The organism is Hymenobacter nivis, from assembly GCF_003149515.1.
GTDB classification, from domain to species: Bacteria; Bacteroidota; Bacteroidia; order Cytophagales; family Hymenobacteraceae; genus Hymenobacter; species Hymenobacter nivis.
In genome coordinates, this window is the sequence record NZ_CP029145.1 from 2,893,230 (window position 1) to 2,916,051 (window position 22,822).

Annotated in this window: 22 protein-coding genes and 3 tRNA genes; 9 read left to right on the plus strand and 16 right to left on the minus strand. The window is 60.1% G+C overall.

The window, feature by feature from the left end; genetic code table 11:
* Nucleotides 1-97 precede the first annotated feature (97 nt).
* The 4 genes from DDQ68_RS12920 to DDQ68_RS12935 all read right to left on the minus strand — a co-directional run bounded on the left by DDQ68_RS12920 (nucleotide 98) and on the right by DDQ68_RS12935 (nucleotide 3,119).
* Nucleotides 98-169: transfer RNA gene (locus DDQ68_RS12920), tRNA-Thr, on the minus strand.
* A 17-nt stretch (nucleotides 170-186) separates the two neighbouring features.
* Nucleotides 187-259: transfer RNA gene (locus DDQ68_RS12925), tRNA-Gly, on the minus strand.
* 25 nt (nucleotides 260-284) lie between these two features.
* Nucleotides 285-364 (minus strand) — tRNA-Tyr (locus DDQ68_RS12930).
* A gap of 169 nt (nucleotides 365-533) precedes the next feature.
* Nucleotides 534-3,119: a M1 family metallopeptidase gene (locus tag DDQ68_RS12935; protein WP_109656662.1), complete on the minus strand. Its 2,586-nt coding sequence runs from the start codon at nucleotides 3,117-3,119 to the stop codon at nucleotides 534-536.
* A gap of 97 nt (nucleotides 3,120-3,216) precedes the next feature.
* Between DDQ68_RS12935 and DDQ68_RS12940 the strand changes: the two genes are divergently transcribed.
* From DDQ68_RS12940 to frr, 3 genes are all read left to right on the plus strand, one after another.
* On the plus strand, nucleotides 3,217-3,720 hold the full coding sequence (locus DDQ68_RS12940) for an acyl-CoA carboxylase biotin carboxyl carrier protein subunit (protein WP_109656663.1): 504 nt from the start codon (nucleotides 3,217-3,219) through the stop codon (nucleotides 3,718-3,720).
* A gap of 62 nt (nucleotides 3,721-3,782) precedes the next feature.
* Nucleotides 3,783-4,586: a UMP kinase gene (pyrH, locus tag DDQ68_RS12945; protein ID WP_109656664.1), complete on the plus strand. Its 804-nt coding sequence runs from the start codon at nucleotides 3,783-3,785 to the stop codon at nucleotides 4,584-4,586.
* A gap of 95 nt (nucleotides 4,587-4,681) precedes the next feature.
* On the plus strand, nucleotides 4,682-5,245 hold the full coding sequence (gene frr, locus DDQ68_RS12950; protein ID WP_109656665.1) for a ribosome recycling factor: 564 nt from the start codon (nucleotides 4,682-4,684) through the stop codon (nucleotides 5,243-5,245).
* Between the two features lie 100 nt (nucleotides 5,246-5,345).
* Here the strand turns inward: frr and nadD are convergent, their stop codons facing one another.
* The 7 genes from nadD to pnuC all read right to left on the minus strand — a co-directional run bounded on the left by nadD (nucleotide 5,346) and on the right by pnuC (nucleotide 10,391).
* A complete protein-coding gene (nadD, locus tag DDQ68_RS12955) occupies nucleotides 5,346-5,924 on the minus strand; it encodes a nicotinate (nicotinamide) nucleotide adenylyltransferase (RefSeq protein WP_109656666.1) in 579 nt (192 codons plus the stop codon).
* Complete coding sequence (gene gmk, locus DDQ68_RS12960; protein ID WP_109656667.1) at nucleotides 5,921-6,505, minus strand: guanylate kinase; 585 nt, start codon at nucleotides 6,503-6,505, stop codon at nucleotides 5,921-5,923. The genes nadD and gmk overlap by 4 nt, the downstream gene beginning before the upstream one ends.
* A 19-nt stretch (nucleotides 6,506-6,524) precedes the next feature.
* Entirely contained in the window at nucleotides 6,525-6,821 is a 297-nt protein-coding gene (locus DDQ68_RS12965) for a hypothetical protein (RefSeq protein WP_109656668.1), read from the minus strand.
* A 51-nt stretch (nucleotides 6,822-6,872) separates the two neighbouring features.
* Nucleotides 6,873-7,517, minus strand: coding sequence for a sigma-70 family RNA polymerase sigma factor (locus DDQ68_RS12970; RefSeq protein WP_109656669.1), 645 nt, complete (start codon nucleotides 7,515-7,517; stop codon nucleotides 6,873-6,875).
* Between the two features lie 350 nt (nucleotides 7,518-7,867).
* Nucleotides 7,868-8,911, minus strand: a complete 1,044-nt coding sequence (locus tag DDQ68_RS12975; protein WP_109656670.1) for a glycosyltransferase family 9 protein — start codon at nucleotides 8,909-8,911, stop codon at nucleotides 7,868-7,870.
* Nucleotides 8,908-9,672: a glycosyltransferase family 2 protein gene (locus DDQ68_RS12980; RefSeq protein WP_109656671.1), complete on the minus strand. Its 765-nt coding sequence runs from the start codon at nucleotides 9,670-9,672 to the stop codon at nucleotides 8,908-8,910. Before DDQ68_RS12980 ends, DDQ68_RS12975 begins: the two co-directional genes overlap by 4 nt.
* Nucleotides 9,673-9,716: 44 nt before the next feature.
* Nucleotides 9,717-10,391 (minus strand): nicotinamide riboside transporter PnuC, encoded by a 675-nt coding sequence (pnuC, locus tag DDQ68_RS12985; protein ID WP_109656672.1) that lies wholly within the window; start codon nucleotides 10,389-10,391, stop codon nucleotides 9,717-9,719.
* A gap of 105 nt (nucleotides 10,392-10,496) precedes the next feature.
* On the opposite strand from pnuC, the gene DDQ68_RS12990 reads away from it, so the two are divergent.
* Nucleotides 10,497-11,366, plus strand: coding sequence for an SDR family oxidoreductase (locus DDQ68_RS12990; RefSeq protein WP_109656673.1), 870 nt, complete (start codon nucleotides 10,497-10,499; stop codon nucleotides 11,364-11,366).
* An 81-nt stretch (nucleotides 11,367-11,447) separates the two neighbouring features.
* Here DDQ68_RS12990 and ahcY read toward each other — a convergent pair whose 3' ends face one another.
* Entirely contained in the window at nucleotides 11,448-12,767 is a 1,320-nt protein-coding gene (ahcY, locus tag DDQ68_RS12995; protein ID WP_109656674.1) for an adenosylhomocysteinase, read from the minus strand.
* 114 nt (nucleotides 12,768-12,881) lie between these two features.
* On the opposite strand from ahcY, the gene DDQ68_RS13000 reads away from it, so the two are divergent.
* The 3 genes from DDQ68_RS13000 (at nucleotide 12,882) to metK (ending at nucleotide 16,150) form a co-directional block, all read left to right on the plus strand.
* On the plus strand, nucleotides 12,882-13,505 hold the full coding sequence (locus DDQ68_RS13000) for a hypothetical protein (protein ID WP_109656675.1): 624 nt from the start codon (nucleotides 12,882-12,884) through the stop codon (nucleotides 13,503-13,505).
* Between the two features lie 55 nt (nucleotides 13,506-13,560).
* Nucleotides 13,561-14,808, plus strand: a complete 1,248-nt coding sequence (locus DDQ68_RS13005; RefSeq protein ID WP_109656676.1) for a class I SAM-dependent methyltransferase — start codon at nucleotides 13,561-13,563, stop codon at nucleotides 14,806-14,808.
* 79 nt (nucleotides 14,809-14,887) lie between these two features.
* Nucleotides 14,888-16,150 (plus strand): methionine adenosyltransferase, encoded by a 1,263-nt coding sequence (metK, locus tag DDQ68_RS13010; protein ID WP_109656677.1) that lies wholly within the window; start codon nucleotides 14,888-14,890, stop codon nucleotides 16,148-16,150.
* Between the two features lie 115 nt (nucleotides 16,151-16,265).
* Here metK and hpf read toward each other — a convergent pair whose 3' ends face one another.
* The 4 genes from hpf to DDQ68_RS13030 form a co-directional block, all read right to left on the minus strand.
* On the minus strand, nucleotides 16,266-16,568 hold the full coding sequence (hpf, locus tag DDQ68_RS13015) for a ribosome hibernation-promoting factor, HPF/YfiA family (RefSeq protein WP_109656678.1): 303 nt from the start codon (nucleotides 16,566-16,568) through the stop codon (nucleotides 16,266-16,268).
* A 46-nt stretch (nucleotides 16,569-16,614) separates the two neighbouring features.
* Nucleotides 16,615-17,493 (minus strand): tyrosine-type recombinase/integrase, encoded by an 879-nt coding sequence (locus tag DDQ68_RS13020; protein ID WP_109656679.1) that lies wholly within the window; start codon nucleotides 17,491-17,493, stop codon nucleotides 16,615-16,617.
* 156 nt (nucleotides 17,494-17,649) lie between these two features.
* The gene (rpsU, locus tag DDQ68_RS13025) at nucleotides 17,650-17,844 is read right to left on the minus strand and encodes a 30S ribosomal protein S21 (RefSeq protein WP_068236499.1); all 195 of its coding nucleotides are present in this window, start codon (nucleotides 17,842-17,844) and stop codon (nucleotides 17,650-17,652) included.
* Between the two features lie 98 nt (nucleotides 17,845-17,942).
* Entirely contained in the window at nucleotides 17,943-19,082 is a 1,140-nt protein-coding gene (locus DDQ68_RS13030; protein WP_109656680.1) for an acyl-CoA dehydrogenase, read from the minus strand.
* Between the two features lie 250 nt (nucleotides 19,083-19,332).
* Here DDQ68_RS13030 and DDQ68_RS13035 point away from each other — a divergent pair, with 250 nt between their 5' ends.
* Together DDQ68_RS13035 and DDQ68_RS13040 are read left to right on the plus strand one after the other, a co-directional pair.
* Nucleotides 19,333-20,238 carry a polysaccharide biosynthesis/export family protein gene (locus DDQ68_RS13035; protein WP_109656681.1) on the plus strand — a complete coding sequence of 302 codons (906 nt, stop codon included), beginning with the start codon at nucleotides 19,333-19,335 and terminating at the stop codon, nucleotides 20,236-20,238.
* Between the two features lie 74 nt (nucleotides 20,239-20,312).
* Nucleotides 20,313-22,817, plus strand: a complete 2,505-nt coding sequence (locus tag DDQ68_RS13040; RefSeq protein WP_109656682.1) for a polysaccharide biosynthesis tyrosine autokinase — start codon at nucleotides 20,313-20,315, stop codon at nucleotides 22,815-22,817.
* Nucleotides 22,818-22,822: the final 5 nt, after the last annotated feature.

The window sequence follows — 22,822 nt, forward strand, 5'->3', positions numbered from 1 at the left end:
AAACTCAGCTCCCAAAAGTTCAGGAAAACTGCGCGTCGCTTACTTCGTGTGGAGCTTGCCCATAGCGGGTGAGCCGACAGGACTTGTAAATAATGTGAGCCATTTATGGGATTTGAACCCATGACCTCTTCCTTACCAAGGAAGTGCTCTACCACTGAGCTAAAACGGCTTATTCTGTTTGAAATGAGCGGGAGACGAGGTTCGAACCCGCGACCTGCAGCTTGGAAGGCTGCCGCTCTACCAACTGAGCTACTCCCGCAGGTGGCATTCAATAATTATAAATGTGGGGGTAACAGGACTCGAACCTATGAACCCGAAGGAGGTGAGTTACAGTCACCCGCAATTGCCACTATGCGATACCCCCAAATTTGGCGCTGGCCGGCCGATTACCTGCAAGCATTCCCCTTGATTTACTAATTGCCGTAAAGCAGTAGTGTTTCATAAGGAAGCGCAAAATTACGGTTTTTCTTTTACGGGGCAAGGGGTACGCACAAAAAAATGGTTCTTTTTTCAGCTCTGCTGGGCAACTCCTTCTACATCAAATTATAAAATGCTTTGAGCCGTTGGTCAGTTTCCTGCTCGCGGATGCGCTGGAGGGTGGCTTTGAGCGCGGGGGTACTGGGTAGCAGCAGCGCTAAGCCCTTGTAGGCCCCCAGCCGCACGTCGTAGCGGGGGGCGCGGCGGGCGTATTCTTCGAGTAGTTGCTGGCCTTTGTCGCGCTCGACTGGCGGGATGTTGGCCATGAGGGCCCCGAAAGCTTGCAGGTAGCGGTAGAGGTCGCTCTCGGGCACGTCGGGCAGGCGGCGCAAGAACCACGCGTACTGGTTGAGGGCCCCATTTTGCGCGTAGTAGTCGGCCAGGGCCAGTACCAGCACATTGCTGGCCGTGTTGTCGAGAGCAGCCACTTGGGCCTGGATGCCACTGCCGGAGATTTTAGCAACAGCCGCTAAGGCCGCTGCGGCCACGGTGTACGAACTATCATTGAGGGCAGCCAAGAAGGTGGCACGGTACGCATTGTCTGGGAAACTGGCCAGCGTGGCCAACGCCTGGGCGCGCACCTGGGGATTGGGGTCGGTGGTGGCCACGCGCAGCACGGCTTGGCGCACAGCGCTGCCCTCGGGGCCCCGGTAGCGGCTCAGGTGCTCAAGGGCCGTGCGGCGGATGGCCCAGAACTTATCGTCCAAGGCATTCCGAAATAGGGCGCTGATGGACAAGTCGCCGGTTTTGTTTTGAAGTAGCTCCAGCACTTCGGCCCGCTGCAAGTAGCCGCGGGCGTGGTCGAATTGAAAAATTAACTCCTCGGGGGTGCGGTCTTCGTCGATTTGGGCCAGCAACTGGCCTTCGCTGTCGAACTTGACCAAGCTGGGCCGTTCCGCGGTGGGGAACGAAAAGGTTTGGTCAGCTTTGCTGACGGTAATGCGGTAATCGGTTGGCCGGTCTTTTTGCCACACCGTCACGGTCACCGGCAGGCGGTACACGGGCTGGTAGACGGTATCCTGGGTTTGCTGCACGCGCAGGGCCATAGCCCCACCGGCGTAGCTGTGGCTGATGCGCAGCTCGGGGTGCCCGCGCTTCAGGAACCACTGGTCGAAAAACCACATGAGGTCTTCGCCGGTGGTTTCTTCAAAAGCCGTGCGCAGCTTGGATATCTCCACCGCCGACTGCTTGTTCTGGGTCAGGTAGCGGTTGAGGGCCCCGAAGAAGGCGTCGTCGCCCACATACTTGCGCAGCATGTGCAGCACCCGGCCGCCCTTGGCGTAGGAGTGGCGGTCGAACATGTCTTCCCGCTCGTTGTAATGGTAGCGAATCAGCGGCTCGCGCTTGCCCTGGGCTTCGTCGAGGTAGCTGGCCAGCTTGGTTTCCTGCACCAATGCAGCTTCGTCGGGGCCGTACTTGCGCTCGGCCCAGAGGTACTCGCCATAGTCGGCAAAGGCCTCGTTCAGGGGCAGGTTACTCCAGCTCTTGCAGGTCACGTAGTTGCCAAACCAGTGATGCACCAGCTCGTGGGCAATAATGGACTCGTTGCCGGCGTACGTAGCGTCGAGCAGCTCGCGGCGCGTCACCTGCATGTTGGTGCCGTGCGTCACAGCCGTGGTATTTTCCATGGCCCCGCTCACGTAGTCGCGCACCGCCACTTGGGCATACTTATCCCACGGGTAATCCACGCCCAGTTTTTTCGAGAAAAACTCCAGCATCTCGGGCGTGTGGCCGAACACGGCTTTAGCAGTGCTGGCGTACGGCGGCTCCACGTAATACTCCACCGCTTTGCCGCGCCACACGTCGCTCACCACGGCGTAGTCGCCCACCACAATCGTGGTCAGGTAAGGCGGCTGGGGCTGGCTTTGGCGCCACGAGTCGGTGCGGGTGCCGTCGGAGTTATTTTTGGAGGAAATGAGCGAGCCGTTGGACAGCGTTTTGAACTGATTTTCCACCGTCAGGCTGATTTCCTGCGTCATGCGCTGGTTGGGCCGGTCGATGGTTGGGAACCAACACGAGTTCGATTCCGTCTCGCCCTGGGTCCAGATCTGGCGCGGCTTGTTTTTTTCCAGGCCCAGCGGGTTAATGAAGTACAGGCCTTTAGCAGCCGTGATGGCTACCGAGCCGCCGGCGGGCAGCTCATTGGGCTTAGCCACGTATACAATGCGTACTTGGTAGGCCTCGGTGCGTGAATAAGGACGGTCAAGGGTGAGGGTGAGTTGGCGCTTGTCGTAGGTGTACACCAGCGGTTTCACCTTGCGCTCGCCCACCAGCTCCACTTTTTGCACGTCGAAGCCTTTGGCGTCAAGCACTACCTGGCTCTGCGGGTAAAAGTGCGAACGCAGCGTGAGAATGGCCGTACCGAGCAGGTACTGCTTTTGGTAATCGAAGCGTGCGTCGAGCTTGGTGTTTGTGACCTCGGTGAGGATGGTAGCGGCCGGCCGCAACGGGCCTTCCGACGGCAGCCACGACGGCACCACCAGCGGCGCCGCGGCGGGGGGCCCGGCAGCAACCGCGGCGCCCTTGTGGCGCTGTGCCGCGTGGCTGGCCGGCCCCAGGGCACCAGGCCGCGCCTTTTGTGCCCAACCCCCTAGCGGACTGGCGAGTAGTAGCCCGCAAAGGCCCATTAACAAGTAATTCATAGCAGTGATAAGGGACGAAAAATCGCTGGAATTTCCGAAATAATTTGGGAATAGGGCTACCTTTAACCCCACTCCTGCCCCACCCGCTCCGTTCCTCATGCTTCAAATCAGCACCGGCCCCGACCGTTTTTGGGAGGTCGACTACCGCGCCACCGACGACCTGCGCCTCAATGGCCAAGCTTTTACCTGGGACGTGGCCACTGGGGCCCCCGGCCATTTTCAAGTTTTGCACAGCGGCCGGTCGTACGACGCGGAAGTGGTGAGCGCCGACTACGCCACTAAGCAGTTCGTATTGAAAATCAACGGCCAGCGCATCGAGCTACGGGCCAAAGACCGGTTCGACCAGCTGCTGGAGCGCCTGGGCCTAAGCAACGCTGCCGCCGTGCAGGTCAACGAGCTGAAGGCCCCCATGCCGGGGCTTATCGTGGACGTGCGGGTGCAGCCTGGCCAGGCCGTGCAGAAGGGCGACCCGCTGCTGGTGCTGGAAGCCATGAAGATGGAAAATATTCTCAAGGCCCCGGCCGACGGCACGGTGAGCGCCATCAAGGTGGGCCTGCGCGACAACGTGCAGAAAGGGCAGCTATTAGTGCAGTTCGGCTAGGGCCCCGGGGGCCCAGCGCCGACATTTGTCATTTACCTTATTCTTTACCAACGCTCCGCATTTTGAACTACCACCGTATTCTTCTCAAACTCAGCGGCGAAGCCCTGATGGGCCAGCAGCAGTACGGCATCGACGCTGAGCGGCTGATGCAGTACGCCTCCGAAATTAAGGACGTGGCTGCCACCGGCGTGCAAGTGGCCGTGGTGATTGGCGGCGGCAACATTTACCGGGGCGTGCAAGCCGAAGCGTTCGGCCTCGACCGTGTGCAGGGCGACTACATGGGCATGCTGGCCACGGTCATCAACTCAATGGCTTTGCAGAGCGCCCTCGAAAAGCTTGACGTGAGCACCCGGCTGCTTTCGGGCCTCACCATTCAGCGGGTGTGCGAACCCTATATCCGCCGCCGCGCGGTGCGCCACCTAGAGAAAGGCCGCGTGGTGATTTTTGGGGCCGGTATTGGCTCGCCATACTTCACCACCGACTCGGCCGCTTCGCTGCGGGCCATCGAGATTGAGGCCGACGTGGTGCTAAAAGGCACGCGCGTGGACGGCATTTACTCGGCCGATCCGGAGAAGAACCCCGATGCCGTGCGCTTCCCGGCCATCACCTTCGACGAGGTGATTGCCAAAAACCTGAACGTGATGGACATGACGGCCTTCACGTTGTGCAAGGAGAACAACCTGCCCATCATCGTTTTCGACATGAATACCCCCGGCAACTTGGCGCGCCTGCTCAACGGCGAGCCCATGGGCACCTTGGTGAGTATGAACGGTACCGCCGCGACCCGCCACAACAAGCCGCCGGTGCTCGACGCCAAGCACAGCGCCTTGCAGCCCGCGGTAGGGCCCCAGCCGGAGCAAGCCTAATTTCTGGTTTCCGCCGGCCGTCGTTAGTTTGTGCTGAAAAACTAACGACGGCCAGCAGCCGACAGACTGCCAACAACCGATAATTTTAAATTACAATGGACGAAGAAATTCAGTTCTACCTCGACGATGCGGTAGAGTCGATGGGCAAGGCCCTGGCCCACGTGGGCGTCGAAATGGGCCGCATCCGGGCCGGCAAAGCCTCGCCGGCCATGCTCGAAGGCCTCAAGGTAGATTATTACGGCACCCCCACGCCTATTGACCAGGTGGCCAATATTTCGGCCCCCGATGCCCGCTCGCTGCTCATCAAGCCGTGGGAAAAAAATATGGTGAGCGAGGTAGCCAAAGCCATCAAAGCCAGCGATTTGGGCCTGAACCCCGTATCGGACGCTGACGGGGTGCGGCTCAACATCCCGGCCATGACCGAGGAGCGCCGCCGCGATTTGGTGAAGCAGGCCAAAAATGAGTCGGAAGCCGGTAAAATCCGAATGCGCGGCATCCGCAAGGACGTGAACGAGGCCCTGCGGAAGCTGCTGAAAGACGGCGCTTCGGAAGACGCCATTAAAAGCGCCGAGGAGAAAGTGCAAAAAGCTACCGACAGCTACATCATGGAAGTAGAGAAGTCGCTGAGCAAGAAGGAGTCGGAAATTATGACTATCTGAGGTATTTTTCTGCCACCAAAAAAGCCCCAGCTACTGCGCGCAGCCGGGGCTTTTTGGTGGGAATTGAGGGCCCCGGTTACCGTTGTATTAATTCGCTAACTCAAGCTTGAAAATCGATGGTTGCCAAGGCTGCTTCTACTGCGGGCGGCACCAAGTAGCGGATGCTGTAACCGGCCCGCAGGCATTCCCGGATGTAGGTACCCGAAATATCCAGCAGCGGCGCTTCCAGCAGCTGCACGCGGGGGAACGCCGCTAAATGAGGCGCGGGGGCCCCGGGCCGGGGATACACATAGGTATCGGTTTCGGCCAGCAGGCGGTGGGCATTGTGCCACTGCGGCACGCCCGGCAGATTGTCGGCGCCCATCAGCAGCACGAATTCGGTACCGGGGTGGCGCAGGCGCAGGGCGTCGAGCGTGGCAACAGTGTAGCTGGGCCGCGGCAGTTCAAACTCGATGGCTTCGGCCCGCAGGTGCGGGTTGCCAGCTACAGCCAGCTCAACCCAGCGCAGGCGCTCGGCCTCGGGCAGCAAGCCGCCGGCGGCTTTGAAAGGGTTGTGGGGCGTGACGACCAGCCAAACCTCGTCCAAATCGGTGCGGGTGGCAAAATACTCAGCCAGAATGAGGTGGCCGGTATGCACGGGATTGAACGAGCCGAAGAGCAAGCCCACGCGGCGGCTCATACGGCGTCGGTCGCGGCCTGGGTGAAGTCGCGCACGAGTTTCTCGGCTTCGGCCGATGCCTGGTCCAAGTCGTCGTTGACCACCGTCACGTCGAAACGGTCCTCGAAGGCCAGCTCGAACGCGGCTTTGTAGAGGCGTGAGGAAATACTGGACTGCGAATCGGTAGCGCGGGCTTGCAGCCGCTCGCCCAGCGCTTCGATGGACGGCGGCCGCACAAAAACGGCCAGGGCCCTATCCTTGTAAAACTCCTTGATACTGAGGCCACCCTTTACGTCAACGTCGAGAATAGCGTGCTGGCCGTTGGCCCAGATGCGTTCGATTTCAGACTTGAGGGTGCCGTAAAAGGCACCCTCATACACTTCTTCCCACTCCACGAACTCGTCGTGGCGAATCTTCTCCTGAAAATCCTGGGCCGTGATGAAGTGGTAGTCCTTGCCGTTGACTTCGGAACGGCCGCGGCGGTCGCGGGTACAGGCCGAGATGGAAAAACTAAGCCCGGGCACCCGCTGCATGAGCCGGTGCACGATGGTGGTTTTGCCAGCCCCGGAAGGTGCCGAAAAAACGATAATTTTGCCTTGCATCGCGCAAAGCTAGGGGCTTTTACGCCATTTCGGCGTGCACGCGGGCCATGATGGACTGGGGCAGCCCGGCCGGCGTGGACTTGCGGCCAATGCGCGAATTCAGGAATTCGATGAAGACGTGCTGCTTGCCGATGCCGTCGAAGCAAGGCGAGCAGTCGGTGCCATGGTCGTAGAGGTAGTCCTCGTCTTCGGCCGTAATGGCTTGGCCTTCGGCCAGTTGTTCCAGAACAGTGTTCACGCGTTCGCAGTCGGGGCCGCCATCGAGTAGTGAAGCGGGGACCGACGTATTGGTGGAAGTAGTAGCGACTGAGTTCATAACGAAAAATGTGGAGAGCTGGGGATAAGAAGATAGTTGCTAGTTGGGAAGCTAATCATTCTCATCGTCGGGAAGTTCCGCCGTAGCACGCAATTCGTCGTGGCCATAGCCCATTGATTGGGCGTACCGCTCCAGTTTATCCTTGAGGAAGTTACGGGCCCGGTGCAAGCGCGAGCGTACCGTACCAATCGGAATATCAAGCACTTTGGCCATTTCCTCATAGGTAAATCCCTCCAGGTCACAGAGGATAATGACGGTGCGAAAATCGACAGGCAAAGAATTAAGGGCCCCGGCCACTTCGTCGCCAATTAAGTCGCGCGCCGATTGCTGACGCAGGTCAGACGACGAGGCACCCACTTCGCCTTCGGCCTCCACGTCGTCGGGGTTGTAGTAGCCTTCAATTTCGCTGTAGTCGACCTTGGCGGGCTGCTTGCTTTTCTTCCGAAAGTCGTTGATGAACGAGTTTTTGAGGATGCGGAACAGCCAAGCCTTGGCGTTGGTGCCGGGCTCGAAATACTCAAAAAACCGGTAGGCTTTGAGGTAGGTCTCCTGCACGAGGTCGTTGGCGTCGTCCTCGTCCAGCGTGAGGCGGTAGGCAAAGTTGTAGAGCGGATCGATGATGGGCATCAACTCGGCTTGAAAGCGCCGGTCTTTTTCTTCTTTGCTCAGTTTAACCCGTTCGGGAGAATCGCTCATGATAATGGGGCAGAGAATATAATAGGGTGTAACCTACAAAAGGGCAAGCGCAAGAAACCAAGGTCCTTGCATAAGCAACAACGGGCGTTAAAGTTGCGGCTGGGCTGCCCGTGGCAAGCAATGCAGGCCGCCACCCAACACAGGCGCATGGTAACGCAAGTGCGGACCCAGCGGTACACTGGCACATAACATTACGCCAAACCCCAACACAAGCTGGCAGATGTACGGAGGGTAACGGGCCCCGGGTTTCACCACTAAGCGGGATCCCTGGGCTTTTGCACCTGGCGTAGCCCCGGCGCTGGGCAGCGGCCAAAGCCGGCGAAGCGTGCGGCAGGGAGCTTGGCTGAGCATCATCGCTCGCCCAAAAAAACGGGCTGCCACGCCTGCACGCGCGCCGCCACGGCGGCGGCCGCCAGGGCCCGAATGCAGGTGCAAGCCGCGGGCTGGGCGCGGCAGTCCTGGCAATTGGGCCGGCCGAAGACGAGGTATTCGGCCCGGGGCCCTAGGGGCCCCCAGCGGCCGGGGTGCATGGGCCGGATGGGCGGGTACAGCCCCAGGGCGTGGCGGCCCAGCGCGGCGACCAGGTGCAGGGGCCCCGTGCTGCCCGCTACGATGCCATCGGCGGCCGCCAGGAAGGCCAGGAACTGCGGCATAGCCAGTTGGCCAGTAAGGTTGGCGGCCAGGTAGAGCGCGTTGGCGACCAGCCAGCCAGCCAGCTCGGCGCCCTCGGCGGCGGTGCCGGTGACGAACACGCGGTGGCCGGCGGCGTGCAGGAGCTGCGCCAGGTGGCCAAAATTATCCAGGCCCCACTCGCGGGCGCTGCCCCGGCTGCGGGGGTGCAGTACCACATTGAGCTGGCCGGGGCGGCGCTGGGCCAGCAGCAGCTGCCACGGAGGCCCCAGCGGCTCGGGAGCCCGCAGGCGCACCAGGTCGGCCACGGCAGGGAGGGGCAGGGTTTCGGCGCTGCCCAGGGGCTTGAGGAGCTGGAGGTTGAGCTGGGCTTCGTGCAGGGGCGAGTGGCGGCGGCTGAGAGCCACCAGGCGGTTACAATTCAGCCAGTGCCACCAGCGATTGCGGGTGCCGATGCGCACCGGAATGCCCGCCCGCCGTGCCAGGATGGCCAAGGCGCGGTTGGGGAATACGTGGATGATGGCCAGGGCCCCGTACGCCCGTAGGGCCCCCACTTGCGCGGCTACGGGCAGCGTTTGCAACGCGTCGAAGTCCAGCACTTCGTCGACCCACGGGCAGGCGGCAGCCACCGGCGCGGTATAGGCGCGGCCGATGAATACCACCCGGCACCCAGGAAACAGCTGCTTCAGGCGGCCGGCCACAGGCAGGGTCAGCACCACGTCGCCGATAGCGTCGGTGCGGGAAACGAGGAAGGTGGGGCTCATGCTTCGGCGCGTTCGGTGCGGGTTTTCAGCTTCGCAAATTTCAGGAACACGCCCCAGGCCGAAATGCCGGCGATGCACAGCCCGGCGAACCCATCGAGGAAGCCTAGCCGCAGGAAATAGCCGTGCCCGAACTTCCAGAGCGGCTTGAGCAGCAGGTGAAACAGCGTGACGCGGGTGCGGCCCTTTAAGGCCAGCTCCTGGGCGGTGATGCTAGTAAATTTATTCAACTGGCTGACGTGCTGCGCGATGGAATGATAGGAGTAGTGCAGCGCGTCGCCGGCCAGGATCCCAGTAGTGTGGCCGGGGCCCACCTCGTAGTGCTCGTGCAGCAGCAGGCCCTCCCAGCGGCCGAGGCGGCGGTCATAGAGGCGCAGCTTGCGGTCGGGGTACCAGCCGCCGTGGCGCACCCAGTGGCCGCAGTAATTGGTGAGGCGGGCCAGGGCGTAGGCGGCGTGCTGCCAATCGGCCTTCGCCTGCTGAATGCTCTGGCGCAGTTCTTCGGTCAGCACCTCATCGGCGTCGAGCTGGAGCACGTGGTCGAAACGGGCCTGGGCAGTAGCGAAATTCTTCTGCTCGACGTAGCCGGCGAAGGCATTTAGCACCACCCGGGCCCCGCGGGCGCGGCAGATTTCCACCGTATTGTCCGTCGAAAACGAGTCCACGACCAGCACTTCATCGGCCACGTCGCCCAGCGCGTCCAGGCAGCGCCCAATATTGGCGGCTTCGTTAAAGGTGATGACGACGACGGAAAGCGAAACCACGGCGGGCGGGCGAAAGGATAAGCGCAAAGGTCGGGCTGGGGCCCCTAGGCAGCGGGCGGCTGGTTGGCGTAACTGCGGAATTCGCGCGTCCAGTGGTAAGCTCCGTAGGCCGCCACGGCGCAGAACATGGCGTACTCGATGCCCACGAACTTGATGCCTTTCAGGAAGTACACGTAGGTCAGCACCACGTCGGCGAGCAGCCACACGTACCAGCTTTCCACCTTTTTACGCATCAGCAGGAAGGTGGCGGCAATGCTGAGCACCGTGGTAAACGAGTCGAGGTAAGGGAAGGCGCTGGGTTTGCTGAACACCAGCGGCACCCACTGGTGCAGGCGCTGGGCCAGGGCCCCCAGCAGTGCTGTGGCCACCAGGGCCCCGGCGCTACCCAGCAGCAGCACGGGCCGCGGGGTGTAGGTGATGCGCAGTTCCTGCTGCTGGTCGGCCTCGCGGGGGGCGGGGTGCGTCCATTGCCACCAGCCGATGAGGCTGGTCACGAAGAAGAACACCTGCAAAAAGGTATCGGGATAAAGCTGCACCTGAAAGAACAGGAAGAACGAGAGCACAATGCCCACCAGGCTCAGCGGCCAGCTCCAGACGTTGGCCCGGGCTGAGAGCCACACGGCCACGGCCCCCGTCAGCACCCCGAAGAATTCGAGGTAGCTCATGGGATAGCCGAGCAAGGTAAAAAAGATGGTTTCGACGCGCAAAAATTCGGGCATGGGACAAAGTAAGCACGGCCCCGGCGCCCAGGGCCCCAAAATATTCGGCACCGCAAACCGTCGTGCCGCGTATTAAGGACCACAACTTTCCCTTTTTTCACCACCATGGCTAACTTACAGAACCAAATCATTCTCATTACCGGCGCCACATCGGGCATCGGCAAGGTCACGGCCCAAGTCTTGGCCAAGCAAGGGGCCCACGTTATTCTGCTGGGCCGCAACCGCCTGAAAACCGAGCGCACCCGCCAGGAAATTATCGAAACTACTGGTAACCAGCGCGTGGACATGGCCCTGGCCGACCTCTCGTCGCTGCAAGAGGTGCGCGACGTGGCCGCCGAAATCAACGCCCAGTACCCGCACCTCGACGTGCTGGTGAACAACGCCGGCCTCATGCTGGGGGCCCAGCGCGAAGTATCGGCCGACGGCTACGAGCTGACGCTGGCCACCAACCACCTGGGACCCTTCCTGCTCACGAGCCTGTTGCTCGACCTATTGCGCAAAAGCCCGGCCGCCCGCATCGTGAACGTGGCGTCGATGGCCTACCGGTTTTCTAAGCCCACGCTCGACGATATTCAATCGGAGCGCAGCTACAGCCCCGTTTGGGAATACGGCACCACCAAGCTCTGGAACATCATGTTCACCCAGGAGCTAGCCCGGCGGCTGCGCACCCACAGCATCGCCAACGTGACCACCAATTCGCTGCACCCCGGCTCCGTGGCCACCGGCTACGGCCAGCAGTCGGGCGGCTGGCTTTCGGCCATACTGGCGCTGGGGCGGCCCTTCATGCTCTCGCCCGAGAAAGGGGCCGAAACCAGCATTTTCCTCGCTTCTGACCCCAGCGTGGCCGCGGTTAGCGGGGGCTACTACAGCAAGAAGAAGCCTGAACCCGTGAAAAGCAGCTTCAACACGCTGGCCAACAACCAGCGCCTTTGGGAAATGAGCGAAGAGCTAACGGGTGCGAAGTTTTTGAATTAGCGGGCTCGGTTACCTCCGAGAACGCGAAAAAGCCCCGCCAACACGCTGTTGACGGGGCTTTTTCGGTAAGGGCCAGGGGCCCTAGTAGCGGTACAGGTCCGACTTAAACGGGCCTTCCACCGTCACCTTGATGTAATCGGCCTGGTGCGTCGTTAGCTCATCCAGCTCCACGCCGATTTTAGCGAGGTGCAGGCGGGCCACTTTCTCGTCCAGGTGCTTGGGCAGCGTATACACTTGGTTATTGTACTGGTCGTTGCGCTCCCACAGCTCCAGCTGGGCCAGTACCTGGTTGGTGAACGAAGCCGACATCACGAACGAGGGATGGCCGGTGGCACAGCCCAGGTTCACGAGGCGGCCTTCGGCGAGGATGATGACCTCTTTGCCGTCGATGGTGTAGATGTCCACCTGCGGCTTCACCGTGTCCTTGGTGTGGCCGTAGTTGCCGTTCAGCCACGCCATATCAATCTCATTGTCGAAGTGACCGATGTTGCACACAATGGCCTTGTCCTTCAGGCTACGGAAGTGCTCTTCGGTGAGGATGTCGCAGTTACCGGTGGCAGTCACCACAATATCGGCCTCCTTCACGGCATTGGCAAGCTTCTTCACGGCGTAGCCATCCATGGCCGCTTGCAGGGCGCAAATCGGGTCAATTTCCGTTACGATGACGCGGGCCCCGGCGCCGCTCAGCGAGGCGGCGGTACCTTTTCCTACGTCGCCGTAGCCGGCTACCACGGCCACTTTGCCGGCCATCATTACGTCGGTCGCCCGGCGAATGGCATCCACGGCCGACTCTTTGCAGCCGTATTTGTTGTCAAATTTCGACTTCGTTACCGAATCGTTCACGTTGATGGCCGGGAAAGCCAGCGTACCGTTTTTCACGCGCTCGTAGAGGCGTAGCACGCCGGTGGTCGTCTCTTCCGACACGCCCCGGATGCCAGCAGCTAGCTCAGGGTACTTATTCAGCACCATGTTGGTAAGGTCACCGCCGTCGTCGAGAATCATGTTCAGCGGCTGGCGCTCCTTGCCAAAGAACAGCGTCTGCTCAATGCACCAGTCGAATTGCTCCTCGTTCATGCCCTTCCAGGCATACACCGGGGTGCCGGCGGCGGCAACGGCGGCGGCAGCGTGGTCTTGGGTCGAAAAAATGTTGCACGACGACCACGTCACCTCGGCGCCCAGCGCCTTCAGGGTTTCGATGAGCACGGCGGTTTGGATGGTCATGTGCAGGCAGCCGGCAATGCGGGCGCCTTTGAAAGGCTGCGCAGAACCGAACTCTTCGCGCAGGGCCATCAGACCGGGCATCTCGGCTTCGGCAAGGCGGATTTCCTTGCGGCCCCACTCGGCCAGCGACAGGTCTTTTACCTTGTAGGGAACGTAGGTGTTCGTTTTGGTTTCCACCATGATAGGGATTGATTTGTATAGTCGGGGTCAACCACAAAGATACGGCAATTGTTTCGGGGCCCCAGCCGCCAAAGGCATCTCCATCGTGCACAAAGGCGCACTTATCTTTGCTTCATGCAATATTATATCCCGTCGGCAAACCTAATCCCGCGCTTATATTTTATCGTGTTCCTATTGGCTTTGGCAACGGCGGCTCCGCGCCCGGCCGCGGCCCAGACGGGCCCCGCCACCATCCGGCTCCAGCCCGACGATGCCGCGCGCGGCCTCAGCGGCCCCCAGCACAATTTTTACTTCCTACCCCCCGGCAAAACGGGCGAGGACTACCAAAACGCCGGTTTCTTCGGCCAAAAGCTGCGGCCCTACTTGAGCCCAAACGCCGAAGCCCTGGCCCACCTGAACGACTACCGCCGCCAGAAAACCTTGTTCCTGGCCGACCGACTGGTGGCCGTGGGGGCCCTGGGCCTGTACGGCAGCCAGGTGTTTGCCAAAGACAGCGGCCAGCAGTATTTCAACGGCGCCCAGCAAGTAGCGGCGGGCTTGTTCATAGCGAGCTTGCTGGCCACCATCCCCATCAACCGCCACACCAATGAGCACTTACAGCAAGCCGTGTCGGCCTATAATAACGGCCCGACGGGTACCCACGGCACCTGGTGGCAGCAGTGGGGCCCCAGCACGGCGGGCCTGCGCCTAGGGCCCCAAAGCACGCCGCTGCTGGCCCTGGGCTGGGGCTTGCGCTAGGCCGCGGGGCACTATTTATGCTGCCCGCGGCGTTTTTCCCGTTATACCCGCTTACATGGAATTCCCTTTGCCCGAGGCGGCCCGTCGCTACATGGCCGCGCACTTGCACGACGACCCCGCCCACCTGGCCCTGCAAGCCCGCCGCCACCCCGGCCTGCCCGTTCCCGAATTGGTACGCCAAATCCAGGCCCGCCAGAAAGCCCAAAGCAAGCTCCCCACCTGGGCCGCCAACCCTGACCTCGCCTTCCCGCCCGCCCTGTCGGTCGAGCAAGCCTCGTCAGAGCGCACGGCTACTTTTAAGGCCGGGCTGGTGGATGGCCAGCGACTAGCCGACCTCACCGGCGGCTTTGGGGCCGATGCGGCGCACTTTGCCACCCGCGTGGCTCAGGTTGATTACGTGGAGCGTAGCGCCCAGCTGGCGGCCGTGGTGCGCTACAATTTCCGGCTACTCGGCATCGAGAACGTGGCGGTGCACCACGCCGATGCCCTGGCCTTCCTCAAGGAAACGCCCCATCATTACGACTGGATTTACCTCGACCCGGCGCGGCGCGACACGGCCTCGCGCAAGATTTTCCGGCTCGCCGACTGCGAGCCCGACGTACTGCGCCTGCTACCCTTGCTGCTGCGTAAGGCCGACCGCATACTTCTGAAAACCTCGCCCATGCTCGACATTGAGCAGGCCGTGCAGGAGCTGAAACATGTGCGCCGCCTCTGGGTGCTGGCCCTGGACAACGAGGTAAAAGAGGTGCTATATGAGTTGGGCCCCGAGCCCGCCGTGGACCCCGAGCGCTTCGCCCTGAACCTGCGGCGCGACGGCACCCGGCAGGAGTTTCGCCTCAACCGGGCCCGCGAGGCCCGGGCCGTGCCGCGCTACGCCGAGGCCCAGCAATTCCTTTACGAGCCCAACGCGGCTATACTCAAGGCCGGGGCGTTCCGCAGCATCGGCACAGCTTTCGAGCTACTGAAGCTCCATCAGCACAGCCACTTGTATACGTCGGCTACGCTACGAACCGATTTCCCGGGACGCATTTTTCGGGTGCTGGCGGTGGAAAAGGCCGACGGCGCGGCCCTGAAGGCCCACTTGGGCCCCGAGGCCCGCGCCCACGTCACGACCCGCAACTTCCCCGATTCAGTGGCTGATTTTCGACTGCGCACCGGCATCCGCGAGGGCGGCGACACGTATTTGTTTGCCACCACTGACTTGCGCGGCCGGCCCGTGGTGCTGGTTTGCGAAAAGGCCGTACTAACCAATTTCGCCGAACCCGCCCCAGCGGAGCCCACCTCTTCGGGCGGCATAGCGTAGTTTTGCCGTTCGCCCACGCATTGGTTTTGACCGCGTAAGCAGTTAGTTTTTTGCTTTTTATTGCTTCTCTTCCCGTTCTATGCCCTACCTGTTCACCTCCGAATCGGTTTCGGAAGGCCACCCCGATAAAGTTGCGGACCAGATTTCCGACGCCATCCTGGACGAATACCTGCGGCAGGACCCGGCCGCCAAAGTGGCCTGCGAAACCCTGGTGACCACCGATTTTGCGCTGGTAGCCGGCGAAATCAAATCGACTGCCCGCGTGGACGCCGAGCCCATCATCCGGGCCACCATCCGCCGCATCGGCTACGACAAGCCCGAGTATCTCTTCAACGCCGACACTTGCGAGGTGATGAACCGCCTGCACGAGCAGTCGCCCGATATCAACCAGGGCGTGGTGCGCGCCATGGCCGAAGACCAGGGCGCCGGCGACCAGGGCATGATGTTCGGCTACGCCACCCGCGAAAGTGATAACTACATGCCCCTGGCCCTCGACCTCTCGCACCGGCTGCTGCAAGAGCTGGCGGCCATCCGGCGCGAGGCCCGCGACATGCCCTACCTGCGCCCCGACGCCAAGAGCCAGGTCACGATTCGCTACGCCGACAACGGCACCCCCGAGGCCATCGACACCATCGTGGTGAGCACCCAGCACGACGAATTCGACGCCGACGAGGCCACCATGCTGGCCAAAATAAAGGCCGACGTGCAGGCCGTGCTCGTGCCGCGCGTGCTGGCCGGGCTGGGCCCCGACGTGCAAAAGCTCTTCACCGACCAGATTACCTACCACATCAACCCCACGGGCAAGTTCGTCATCGGGGGGCCCCACGGCGACTCCGGCCTCACGGGCCGCAAAATCATCGTGGACACCTACGGCGGCAAAGGAGCCCACGGCGGCGGTGCCTTTTCGGGCAAAGATTCAAGCAAAGTGGACCGCTCAGCGGCCTACGCTACCCGCCACATCGCCAAAAACCTGGTGGCCGCCGGCGTGGCCGACCACGCCCTGGTGCAGGTAGCCTACGCCATTGGCGTGGCCGAGCCGGTGGGCGTGTTCGTGGATACCTACAGTAGCACCAAGGCCCTGGGCCCCGACGGTAAGCCCCTCTCCAACGGCGCCATTGCCCGCAAGGTGGAGGAGCTGTTCGACCTGCGCCCCTACGCCATTGTGCAGCGCCTGGGCCTGCAAAATCCCATTTTTGGCGAAACCGCCGCTTACGGCCACATGGGCCGCCCGCCCGGCACCAAGCAGGTCACCATGCCCAGCGGCGAGGTAAAAACCTTCGACACCTTCACCTGGGAAAAGCTCGACTACGTGCCCAAAATCAAGGAGGCCTTCGGGCTGTAAAGACCGCTGGCTAACACTGCGGCAAAGCAAGAGGGCCCCGACTGATGAACTCAGTCGGGGCCCTCTTTTTACGTAAAAAGCCGGTGGCTATCGGCCGCCAGCCGGCGGTTCGGCACTAGTGCGTTTGCAAGGTTTTTTCCTTGTGTTTCACAATTTGGCGGCGCAGGCTTTCGGTGGCAGCATCGGTAGCGGCTTCGAACGAAGCAGCGTCCTCTTCGCTAAACAAGGTGCCGCCGGGTACCAGCAGCTTTATCTCGACGGTTTTGTTGGCAACGCCGTCCTTATTATTGATTCGCAAAGTGACTTCTCCGCCGGTCACTTTATCGTAAAAAGTTTCCAGCTTATTGAGCCGCTGCTGGATAAAATCGAGCAGCTTTTGGTCGGCAGTGAAATGCACCGCATTCATCTGAACTTTCATAGAGCGAAGAAGGAACTAAGGGTGAAGAAATTAACAAGCCCCGCGTTTAAGCCCGCGGGTGGGCTTGATCAAATACGGATTTTAGGCGATCGACGGACATGTGGGTGTACACTTGGGTGGCCGCTAAGCTAGCGTGGCCCAGCAGTTCCTTGATGGCGTTGAGGTCGGCGCCCTTGCCCAGCAAATGCGTGGCGAAGGCATGGCGCAGCGCGTGCGGGTGCTGCTGCGCCGCCGACGTGGTGACGGTACTTAGGTACTGCTTCACGGTACGGTACACGTGCTTTTCGTAGAGCGGCGCGCCCTTATCGGTAAGCAGCAGGGGCCCCGGCAGGGTCCCAAATGCGTGGGACCGACGGGCCTGATATTTAGCCAGCACTTGCAGCAGCGTGGGGTTGAGGGGTACAAGGCGCTGCTTGTTGCCCTTGCCCGTGACGCGCACCGTGCCGCCGGGCAAGCTCACGTCGGCCGCCTCCATGCCCAGCAACTCCGAGAGGCGGATGCCCGTGCCGTAGAGCATCTCCAGCACCAACTGGTCGCGCTGCCCGGCAAAGGAATCCTCAAACTCAAACGAGTTCAGCATATTATTCAGCGCCGCTTCGGGCACGAATTCGGGCAGTTTCTTGGCCATTTTAGGGGCCTTAATGCGCAGCATGGGGTTGGCCGCAATGGCGTTGGTGCGCAGCAGAAACTTGTAGTATGAGCGCAGGCAGGCCACTTTGCGGTTCACGGTGCGCGGGTCCAGGGCCTGCTGCATCAGGACCACCACCCAGCCCCTAATGGTGTGGTGCGTGGCCTGGCCGGGGCCCTCCGCGTCGCCCTCGGCCAGCAGGTAAGCGGCAAACTGACCCAAGTCGGTGCGGTACGAGAGCACCGTGTGCGGACTGTAGCGCCGCTCGAACTGCAAAAAATCAAAAAACGCTTCCATCTACCTACGCCGCAAAAAAGCCCGGCCTGTGGGACCGGGCGTCCAAAGTACAATTTTTTTATTTACTCGCAGCACTTAGCCCTAGCGGACGCGAAAAAACCGGCTGGCGGGTCCTAAGGAACCCACCAGCCGGTTTTTTATCCACAAAACAGGAGCCTATTCGTTGGGCGTGCCGTAGGTGGCCAGCTTGTATACGGCCTTCTGCTTCAGTTTGCGATCCGTCACGCTCGGCTTCTGGAAAAACGTGCGGCGACGCAGTTCTTTCAGCACACCAGTGCGCTCGAACTTCTTTTTGAAGCGCTTCAGGGCGCGGTCAACCGACTCGTTGTCTTTGATTTGGATGATGATCATATCGGGGATTGCGGGAAAATGTCAGGCGGGAAGCCGAGTAAATCGGGCCGCAAAGATAAGCAGAATTTTTGCCTAAGCAAAACAGCCAAATCACAATCTTACTTCAGCAACGTGCGTGCAATCACCAGCTTCTGAATTTCGCTGGTGCCTTCGCCAATGGTGCAGAGCTTGGCGTCACGGTAGAATTTCTCCACCGGGTAGTCCTTGGTGTAGCCGTAGCCGCCAAAAATCTGCACCGCCTCATTAGCCACGCGCACGCTCACTTCGGAGGCGTAGAGCTTGGCCATAGCCGATTCGCGGTTCACGTTCAGGCCGGCGTCCTTCATCTCCGCGGCGCGGTAGGTGAGCAGGCGGGCGGCTTCGATTTCGGTGGCCATGTCGGCCAGCTTGAAGGCAATGCCCTGGAACTGGCTGATGGGCTGGTTGAACTGCTGGCGCTCCTTGCTGTACTTAATGGCCGCGTCCAAGGCCCCCTGGGCAATGCCCAGGCTAAGGGCCGCAATGCTGATGCGCCCACCGTCGAGCACTTTCAACGACTGCACAAACCCCTCCCCCACCGCGCCGATAACATTCTCCAGCGGCACGCGGCAGTCGGTGAAGATTAGCTCCGTGGTTTCGGAGGCGCGCATGCCCAGCTTGTTTTCCTTGCGGCCGGCAGCGAAACCCGGCGTACCGCGCTCCACGATGAAAGCCGTCATGCCGTGCGAATCGCCCACCTCGCCGGTACGGGCAATAATCACAGCCACGTCGCCCGACTTGCCGTGCGTAATAAAGTTTTTGGCGCCGTTCAGCACGTAGGCGTCGCCGTCAAGCGTCGCTGTGGTGCGCATGTTGCCGGCGTCAGAGCCCGTGTTGGGCTCGGTGAGGCCCCAGGCCCCCAGCCACTCGCCCGTGGCCAGGCGGGGCAGGTACTGCTGCTTTTGTGCTTCCGATGCGTGCTGCAAGATGTGGCCCGTGCAGAGCGAGTTGTGCGCCGCCATGCTCAGGCCAATGCTACCGTCGATGCGCGACAGCTCGACGATGGCCGTTACGTACTCGGGGTAGCCAAAGCCGGCCCCACCGTACTCAGTGGGCACCAGCACGCCCATCAACCCCAGCTCGCCCAATTGGCGGAACACCTCGCGGGGAAACTCCTGGCTCTCGTCCCACTCCATGATGTGGGGTTGCATGTACTGGGCCCCAAAGTCGCGCACCATTTGCGCAATCAGGGTTTGGTTCTCGGTGGCTACAGCTTCCATAAAACGGAGAATGGGTGGGAATAAGGGAAGGAAAACGATGACTGAACATGCGGCTAACTAACGCTAGTTCGTGGCCAGCAAAAGTACGTCTTTAGCGGTTGAAAATCTTATGGTTGCCTACTACATATAGTGCATCGCATCAACAGGATGAAGCAAACGTGTTACTTTTGAGGCTTTTCGGGAGCATTTCGACAAGCATAGCCGGGCGCTTCACCGAATTATTCATCCTATCGGCACCTTTTTGGTCTGCATGTCTCCTTCTATTTTTGGCCGCTTCGGGCAGATTCTTCTAAGCTGCCTGCTGACCGCGCTGCTGTTTTCTTCGTGCGCCTCGACGCGCTATTACAACCAGCGCACCATGTTCCGCCTTACCGATGAGCGCGGCAGGGCCATAGATACAGCCAAGCTCCGGGTAGCGGTGAACCGGACGGCGCGCAATTATGTCATCCAGCCCAACGACTACCTCGAAGTAAGCGTCAATACGAACAAGGGCGAACGAATTCTAGACCCCAACGGCGAGTTGCAATTTGGCGGCACGGGCGGGGCCCCACTTTCCAGAACGACCGGTAGTAGTGGGTCATCGGGCGGCGGACAGCCGGGTGCGGGATCCTCTTTTCTGGTACAAGCCGACGGCACAGTGAGGTTGCCTTTGGTGAACCGAGTGCGGCTGAGCGGCCTCTCGTTGCTCCAAGCCGATAGCGTGCTCCAAATCAGCTACGGCAAATACTACATCGACCCTTTCGTAATGACGCGCGTGACCAACAACCGCATCATTTTGTTGGGGGCCCAGGGCGGCCGGGTCATTCCACTTCTCAACGACAACATGAACCTGCTCGAAGTGCTGGCCCTAGCTGGCGGCGTAGACGGGGGCGGCGGGGGCGGTAGCTTATACAGGTACGGCGGACGGGCTGACAATATCCGCATCATCCGGGGCAATTTGAAGTACCCTCAAATAGAGCAGGTAAACCTAACGACAATTGCGGGCATGCGGCGCGCCAATTTACAGGTAGAGCCTAACGATATCATTTACATCGATCCCATCCGCCGCCCACTACTAGAGAGCGTGACTGACTCCGCTCCGCTCCTTGGGGTTGCGGCTAGCATTACTTCACTGGTCATCACTATTACTTATCTTGTTATTAACAATAGAAAGTAAAAGCTTTGTCTAACAATGCGTTATCAAGATAGCATTATCAATTTTATTAAATAATCTTTATTAAGTTCATCGCAATGGCTGTAAACGAAAATGCGGAGCTAGAAGCTCTCATCCGCAACGCCATCGACGGCGGCACGGAGCCGCCTACTGCTGCAACCGTGGGCGCGGCCGCTGATGAAGAAGCTGATGACGGATTGGATTTGTCTACGCTGGCACTGGTAGCGCGGCGCAGCTTGTTGTGGCTGCTGTTGCTGTTAGCGCTGGGTGGCTCAGCGGCTTGGCTGTATTTACGTTATACAAAGCCAGTCTATAAATCTACTTCGCTGCTCAAAATAGACCAGCGAAGCGAAGCTGGCGTGGTGGGGCTGGGTGGCCAGCTTGCTGCTGCTGACCCCCGCGCCAGTAGCAAATTAGCAGGTGAGGTCCAACTAATTAAGTCGGAGATTATTTACAAAGAGTTGCGCGACTCTTTAGATTTGTATGTGAACTACTATGTGCAGGGCACGGTGCTGGAAAGTGAATTGTATGGCATTTCACCGTTCCGGATTGCGTACACCATCAAAGATAAAGAGCTTTACAATCAAAAGATTAGCTTGGAATTTACCAGTCCTACACGCTATAGCATTAGCTACAGTGGGCCGGGTGCCGCCCTCGATGGCGAGTATAACCTTGGGCAACAGGTATCACTGCCTGGCCTCGATTTGAAGGTGACGCCGACGCGGTATTTTGGACCCGCAACCCTAACTGCAAAATACCATTTCACTGTCCAAGACGAAGGCACGGTGAATGCTTATTTAGAAAAGAATCTGGCCGTTGATATTTCGAGCGCCGATGCTAATACCATCCAGATCTCCTTTACTGATTTTAATCCCAAGAAGGCGCAGCGCATTGTCAATAAAGTTGACACTGTGTACCAACGGGCCAAAGTGCTGCGCGAGCAGGAGAATACTGCGCGCACACTACGCTACCTCGACCAGCAGCTTGAAGTTAATTACGATAACCTGGAACGCGCCGAGAATCGCTACCAAGGTTTCGTTGAGAAAACAAAAACGTACGACGTAAGGTCGGAAGTGGCGGCACTGGCTGCCAAAGGCGAGAGCTTGGAGGAGCAACGGCTGAAGCTAAACCAAAACCTGGTGCTACTAAGCGAAATCTCCCGCATGGTGCAACAGCAAACCCATATTACCCGAAACGAGAACGAAACGATAGAGCAAAGTATTCCGGGCTTGGGGGACATTAATGACCCTGTGCTGAGCCAACTGCTGAGCCAGCTTAACGGCATGCAGTGGGACCAGGAACGGATCAGGCGCTCTTATACCGGCGCCACTGAGGCGGTCCAACAGAAGAACGCTCAGATGGATTACACCTTGAGCAGCATTTTACGGCAGATAACGCAGGCGCGCAAAGATTTACTTAGCAAAATAGCGTTGCTTGACCGGCAGCAAAATAAGCTTGATGCCAAGCAGGAAGGGCTGCCCAGCCGAGCCACTGAGCAGGCCCGTTTGCAACGCCCGCTCGCCTTGGCTGAGGGAACGTACACCATGCTGATGGGCAAAAAGGTGGACTACAACATTCAGAAAGCCGGCACTACTGCCGACTTCCAGATCTTGTTTCCCGCTTCGGAGCCGCGGGTACCCATTTCGCCGGTTCGGCTCATTGTGTATGCCATTGGGCTAGCCGGGGGCCTATTCCTGGGGTTGGGGTTGACTGCGGTGCGCTACTTAATGCACAATACCATTACCAACACCCGGGAGTTGGAACGAAGCACGCAAGCCGCCGTGCTGGGGGTTATTCCTACTTATGGCAAGGAAAAGATGGAGGTGTCGCGCCTCGTGGTGAACGACAATCCCAAATCGGCTATTTCTGAGGCCATCCGCTCCATTCGCACCAACTTGGATTTCATCAGCTCTGCCAAGAAAAAGCGACTGATTTCGGTGACGTCCACGATATCGGGCGAGGGCAAAACGTTCGTTACAGTCAACCTGGCGGGCATTATCGCTATGTCGGGGCAACGCGTTGTTGTGCTCGACCTCGACATGCGCAAGCCCAAGGTGAACCTGGCGTTTGGGGCGGAGAACGTGAAGGGCGTGAGCACCATCCTGATTGACCGGCACTCGGTGGCGGAATGCATTCAGCGCACGTCCATTGACGCGCTGCAGTTTATTTCGGCGGGGCCCACCCCACCCAATCCATCCGAGCTGATCCTCAGCCCGCGGTTCGAGCAGATGCTGGCCGAGTTGTACGAGAGCTACGATGTAATAATAATTGACACGCCGCCGGTGGGGCTGGTGACCGACGGCATTCTGGTCATGCGGCGGGCCGATATCCCAATTTACATCGTGCGGGCCGATTATTCGCGCAAAGCCTTCATCAAGAACATGAACCGCCTGATGCGCACCAATAACCTTACCCGCATGTGCACCATTCTCAACGACGCCCAGTCGAAGGGTGCCTATGGGTACGGCTACGGGTATGGGTACGGCTATGGCAGCGGCACGTATGGCCAAGGGTATTATGAAGATCCGGGGCCAACCACGCGCCCAACGCTGGCGCAGAAACTGGGCCGCCTCTTCAAATAAGCCAT

What these genes read in the sequence shown, in the direction of transcription:
- DDQ68_RS13000 (WP_109656675.1), top strand. Translation starts at nt 12,882, where the DNA reads ATGCAATATTATATCCCGTCGGCAAACCTAATCCCGCGCTTATATTTT.
- DDQ68_RS12965 (WP_109656668.1), bottom strand. Translation starts at nt 6,821, where the DNA reads ATGAACTCAGTCGCTACTACTTCCACCAATACGTCGGTCCCCGCTTCA.
- ahcY (WP_109656674.1), bottom strand. Translation starts at nt 12,767, where the DNA reads ATGGTGGAAACCAAAACGAACACCTACGTTCCCTACAAGGTAAAAGAC.
- DDQ68_RS12975 (WP_109656670.1), bottom strand. Translation starts at nt 8,911, where the DNA reads ATGAGCCCCACCTTCCTCGTTTCCCGCACCGACGCTATCGGCGACGTG.
- hpf (WP_109656678.1), bottom strand. Translation starts at nt 16,568, where the DNA reads ATGAAAGTTCAGATGAATGCGGTGCATTTCACTGCCGACCAAAAGCTG.
- DDQ68_RS12990 (WP_109656673.1), top strand. Translation starts at nt 10,497, where the DNA reads ATGGCTAACTTACAGAACCAAATCATTCTCATTACCGGCGCCACATCG.
- gmk (WP_109656667.1), bottom strand. Translation starts at nt 6,505, where the DNA reads ATGCAAGGCAAAATTATCGTTTTTTCGGCACCTTCCGGGGCTGGCAAA.
- rpsU (WP_068236499.1), bottom strand. Translation starts at nt 17,844, where the DNA reads ATGATCATCATCCAAATCAAAGACAACGAGTCGGTTGACCGCGCCCTG.
- frr (WP_109656665.1), top strand. Translation starts at nt 4,682, where the DNA reads ATGGACGAAGAAATTCAGTTCTACCTCGACGATGCGGTAGAGTCGATG.
- metK (WP_109656677.1), top strand. Translation starts at nt 14,888, where the DNA reads ATGCCCTACCTGTTCACCTCCGAATCGGTTTCGGAAGGCCACCCCGAT.
- DDQ68_RS13005 (WP_109656676.1), top strand. Translation starts at nt 13,561, where the DNA reads ATGGAATTCCCTTTGCCCGAGGCGGCCCGTCGCTACATGGCCGCGCAC.
- DDQ68_RS13040 (WP_109656682.1), top strand. Translation starts at nt 20,313, where the DNA reads ATGGCTGTAAACGAAAATGCGGAGCTAGAAGCTCTCATCCGCAACGCC.
- DDQ68_RS13030 (WP_109656680.1), bottom strand. Translation starts at nt 19,082, where the DNA reads ATGGAAGCTGTAGCCACCGAGAACCAAACCCTGATTGCGCAAATGGTG.
- DDQ68_RS12935 (WP_109656662.1), bottom strand. Translation starts at nt 3,119, where the DNA reads ATGAATTACTTGTTAATGGGCCTTTGCGGGCTACTACTCGCCAGTCCG.
- DDQ68_RS13020 (WP_109656679.1), bottom strand. Translation starts at nt 17,493, where the DNA reads ATGGAAGCGTTTTTTGATTTTTTGCAGTTCGAGCGGCGCTACAGTCCG.
- DDQ68_RS12970 (WP_109656669.1), bottom strand. Translation starts at nt 7,517, where the DNA reads ATGAGCGATTCTCCCGAACGGGTTAAACTGAGCAAAGAAGAAAAAGAC.
- pnuC (WP_109656672.1), bottom strand. Translation starts at nt 10,391, where the DNA reads ATGCCCGAATTTTTGCGCGTCGAAACCATCTTTTTTACCTTGCTCGGC.
- nadD (WP_109656666.1), bottom strand. Translation starts at nt 5,924, where the DNA reads ATGAGCCGCCGCGTGGGCTTGCTCTTCGGCTCGTTCAATCCCGTGCAT.
- DDQ68_RS12940 (WP_109656663.1), top strand. Translation starts at nt 3,217, where the DNA reads ATGCTTCAAATCAGCACCGGCCCCGACCGTTTTTGGGAGGTCGACTAC.
- DDQ68_RS13035 (WP_109656681.1), top strand. Translation starts at nt 19,333, where the DNA reads ATGTCTCCTTCTATTTTTGGCCGCTTCGGGCAGATTCTTCTAAGCTGC.